General features: G+C 67.1%; 4 protein-coding genes. 2 read left to right on the top strand and 2 right to left on the bottom strand.

Annotated elements, in window-relative coordinates; all coding sequences use genetic code 11:
* The coding region (locus RMO97_RS04620) for a hypothetical protein (protein WP_310539368.1) at positions 1–683 on the bottom strand (683 nt) is incomplete at its 3' end.
* A 130-nt stretch (positions 684–813) separates the two neighbouring features.
* Positions 814–1,923 (bottom strand): L,D-transpeptidase, encoded by a 1,110-nt coding sequence (locus RMO97_RS04615; protein WP_310539367.1) that lies wholly within the window; start codon positions 1,921–1,923, stop codon positions 814–816.
* Positions 1,924–2,000: 77 nt separating this feature from the next.
* Between RMO97_RS04615 and RMO97_RS04610 the strand changes: the two genes are divergently transcribed.
* Both RMO97_RS04610 and RMO97_RS04605 read left to right on the top strand, forming a co-directional pair.
* Positions 2,001–2,822 carry a D-alanyl-D-alanine carboxypeptidase family protein gene (locus tag RMO97_RS04610; RefSeq protein WP_310539366.1) on the top strand — a complete coding sequence of 274 codons (822 nt, stop codon included), beginning with the start codon at positions 2,001–2,003 and terminating at the stop codon, positions 2,820–2,822.
* Positions 2,823–2,981: 159 nt separating this feature from the next.
* Entirely contained in the window at positions 2,982–3,764 is a 783-nt protein-coding gene (locus tag RMO97_RS04605) for an alpha/beta hydrolase (protein ID WP_310539365.1), read from the top strand.
* The last annotated feature ends 211 nt before the right edge of the window (positions 3,765–3,975 follow it).

Raw genomic sequence — 3,975 nt, 5'->3', positions numbered from 1 at the left:
CGCAGGGTGATGGAGCAGACGTTGGAGATGTGCATCTCCTGGATGTTGGCCATCGGCATCACGGCGTAGCCCGCGCGCTCATTGTCGACAGCGATGATCGCCTCGTCAGGAATGGCGTCCAGTTCCAGAGCGTCCAGATAGACGATGATCCGCCCGGACGAGGGCATGGTGATGGCGAACCCCTCGAGGGCCGGAGTGATGGCCTCCAGGTCGAGATTGATCCGCAGGGTCTGCTCGATGGCGGAGAGGTCCAGGGCCAGCACGCTGGAGGCCAGGTTGACGTCGAGATTGTGCGCCTCGGCGGCGCGCTTGCCGCGGTTGTAGAGGTCGGCGTCCTCCTTGGCGGCGGTCAGCACGGCCTCGGCCAGGGCCCGCCGGCGGTCGGCGCCCAGGCCAAACAGGGCGTCGATCAGGCCGGGCTCGTAACGGGCCAGCTTCTTTCGGGCGATCTGTTCCTTGGTGTGAGTGCGCGGAGCAGGCTCCACCAGGCCCAGGGAGGCGATCGTGTTCCAGTCCTTGCGAGCGTACTTGATGCAGTGGGCGCGGGTGAGGTTTTCGACCAGCTTGTCGTACTTGGCGGCGTTAGCCACCGTGGTGTCGGGCTTCCTGGCGCGGGCCGCCGGGCGCTCCTTGCGTTCCCGTTCTCTCAGGGTGCGCTTCGTCGCCCGGTCGATCCGGTTCATCGTCGCGATTACGGTCTTCGCCGCTTGCCCTGACATTCCGCCACTCCGAGACCTTTAGTCACACCCATTCTGGGTATTCTCTGAGTAACCTTGGTTTCTGACTGACCGGTTAAAATAGCCAGCGCGTTGATCACGCTGTCGTTTTTCCCGCTTTGGTTTCAGAGCCCACAAACACCACCACTGCGCCCTTTTTGACGGCGACGCCCAGTTCGTTGGCGTCCCAGTTGGTCAGCCGCACACAGCCGTGGCTGGCGGTCTTGCCGATCAGGACAGGGTCGGGTCCGCCATGGATACCGTAGGTGTCCTTGGTGAGGTCGATCCACATGGTGCCCACCGGATTGTTGGGTCCGGCGGCGATGGTGAACTTGCCCTTCTTACCGTCGCCGAAGGTCAGGCGCTTGGGGTCGTAGATCCAGGTGGGGTTGGGGGCGACGGTGTTGACCGCCCATTCGCCGGTCGGTGCGGGCCGCTCGGTGGACCCCACCGACGCCGGATAGACCGCCAGCAGAACATTCCCCTCGCCATAGGCGCGGACCTCGCGCTCGGCCTTGTCGACCTCGATGCGGGTGACGGCGGCGTTCAGCTTGTCGACGCCGGGCGCGACGACGACGAGGGTGGTCCCGGCCACCGCGAAATCGACGTCGGGGTTCAGGGCCTTGAGCAGCCGCTCATCCATATGGAACCGCTCGGCGAACATCTCGGCAGGACTGGCGAAGCCGAGCTTCTCCAGCTTGGCCTGGTCCTCGCTCTTGGCGGGGATCTTCACGAAGGGTCCCGTGACGTCGTCGGCGGTGATCACATAGTCCTGGGTCACCGGGGTGGCGCCGGCGGTCAGGGCGGTCCAGGTGGCCTCATCCAGTTCACCGGACGCGGTGAGGTTCCTGGCGCTCTGGAAGGCCGAGACGGCCTGGCGCATGTTCTCACCCTTGGCGCCGTCAATGACGCCCGGCGAGAAGTGGGCGCGGTCAAGCAGGACCTGGGCCCGGACCAGGGCCGCCTTCAGGGCGACGGCGTCCTTGGCTGTGGCGGCGGGGAGGACAGCGGCGTCGATGGCCTTGCCCTGCTCGGAGGCTGAGCCGGTCACCGGGGCCGGTACGGCCAGCGGCTGGGTGGCGATGTCTTGCAGCGCCGGCGCAGCTTGCGCGTTGACTGCCGGGGGCGCGGTCTCTCCGCCCGGGGGCGGCTCGGAGCAGGCGGCCAGCGCGACCGTGAGGACAAGGATCGATGCAGACCAGTTCATCAGTGGACCTCCGCCATAAGCCGCGCACAATGGGCGTCGTGACGAGGAAGCCCTCAACCTTTGGACGGTTCCGGCGGATGGCCGGGGCGATGGTGGCCGGCGCCGTGATGCTGGGTGGCGCGACGGCCTGCGCCCAGACCTCGCCCTCGGCCTGCAGGGTCGCCACCTTCGAGCCCCCGGCGAGGATCAACGCCTCGTCCCTGCGCAGCCTCTCGTGGGCGCCATTCCGCCGCGACGAAATCGGCTGGGAGACCTATGCCCCGCTGATCCAGCGAGAACTGGGGACGCTCTGCGCCCCCGACACCTCGCGGTTCTCGCAACTCTTGGCCGGCTTCCAGAAACGCTTCCGCCTGAAGGGCACCGGCGAGATGGACGCGGCGACCTTCAACGTCTTCAAGGGCGTGTGGCAGGAGCGCCGGCCCTTTGTGATGGTCAATGTCGACGGTTATTGCCCGCCGCCACCGATGAGCCTGGTCGTCGCCGCTCCGGCCGAGAGTTATGGCGGCAAGACCATCCCACTGCGACCCGGGACCCTGGACGCCTATCGCCGGATGGTGGCCGCGGCCAAGCGTGTCCCGGCCATCGCCAAGGACAGCCGCAACCTGACCATCTTCTCAGGCTTCCGCGATCCTGACGCAGACGCAGCCCGCTGCGTGACCGAGGGCAATTGCGACGGCGTCGTCAGGGCCACCTGCTCGCCGCATCGCACCGGACTGGCCCTGGACCTCTATGTCGGCCAGGCGCCGGACTACGGCCCCGATTCCAGCGCCGACCCGAACCGCTTGCACATGAGCAACACCCCAACCTATCGCTGGCTGCTGGCCAACGCCCACCGGTTCGGCTTCGTGAACTATCCCTTCGAGCCCTGGCACTGGGAGTGGATCGGACAGGCTCCATAGAGCGTGACAGCCGAAAGTGGCCGCCGTTTCGGCGCCCGTCACGCTCTACATTTTCGTGGGAGCCCTTCTGATCGCTTCAAATGGCCATTTGAAGCGGAACGGCTCCAGGTAAGATGGGCGCGACCGGCCGCAGAGCCGCGCTGCAGACGGAAACGCTCCATGCCGACCTTCACCTCCGACGGCCTGACCCTGGCCTATGACGACAATGTCCCGCCCGGCGGCGGGGAACGCACCATCGTCCTGGTCCATGGCTTCTCGTCAAATCGGAACGAGGGGTGGAAGCGAACCGGCTGGTACACGGCCTTCGACCGCCGCCGCATCCGCTGCATCGCCCTGGACCAGCGCGGCCACGGCGAGAGCGCAAAACCCCACGAGCCCGACGCCTACACCCGCGACAAGCTGGCTTCCGACGTCATCGCCCTGCTGGATCTCCTGGGCCTGAACCGGGTCGACCTGTTCGGCTATTCCATGGGCTCGCGCACGGCGCTGGCCACGGCGCTTAAGGCCCCCGACCGTATCTCGAACCTGATGCTGGGCGGGGTCGGCGGGACATTGATCGGCGAGCGCGCCCTGCCCGGCGGAAATCCAATGGCCGAAGCCATGCTCGCCGAGGATCCCGAGACCATCACCCAGCCGATGCTGAAGAGCTTCCGCCAATTCGCCGACGAGCAGGGGGAGGACCGCCAGGCCCTGGCCGCCATGACCGGAGCCCAAAACCCCGCCTTTGACCGCGACGCCATGGCCACCCTGCCCATGCCGGTCCTGGTGGTGGCGGGCCAGGGCGACACCGGGGCCGGAGACCCCGCCGACCTGGCGGCTGTCTTCCCCCACGCCCACGGGATCACCGTGCCCGGGTGCGACCACTTCTCGGCCATTCCCCACGCCCTGACCAAGGCCGCGGTGTTCGACTTCCTGGATGGAGAGTTGGACTACCCGAGTTAGGTGATGCCGATCCTTCTCCCCTTGTGGGAGAAGGTGGCCCTGCGGAGCAGGGTCGGATGAGGGGTCGGTAGGCCTCTCGGATTAGGACGGTCGGGAAGGTACGGCGGGGGGAGCGTGACCCCACATCCGACCGGTCTCCGACCCGCCACCATCACCCGCCAAGGGGAGAAGGCCCGCGTGTTCCTAAGCCTTGGCGCGGGGGCCCATGGTG

This window comes from Phenylobacterium sp. (assembly GCF_031425575.1).
Taxonomy (GTDB): Bacteria; Pseudomonadota; Alphaproteobacteria; order Caulobacterales; family Caulobacteraceae; genus Phenylobacterium.
Note: the sequence above shows the minus strand (reverse complement) of the source record. Positions and strands in the feature narration are given on the sequence as shown.

What these genes read in the sequence shown, in the direction of transcription:
- RMO97_RS04615 (WP_310539367.1), bottom strand. Translation starts at nt 1,923, where the DNA reads ATGAACTGGTCTGCATCGATCCTTGTCCTCACGGTCGCGCTGGCCGCC.
- RMO97_RS04610 (WP_310539366.1), top strand. Translation starts at nt 2,001, where the DNA reads ATGGCCGGGGCGATGGTGGCCGGCGCCGTGATGCTGGGTGGCGCGACG.
- RMO97_RS04605 (WP_310539365.1), top strand. Translation starts at nt 2,982, where the DNA reads ATGCCGACCTTCACCTCCGACGGCCTGACCCTGGCCTATGACGACAAT.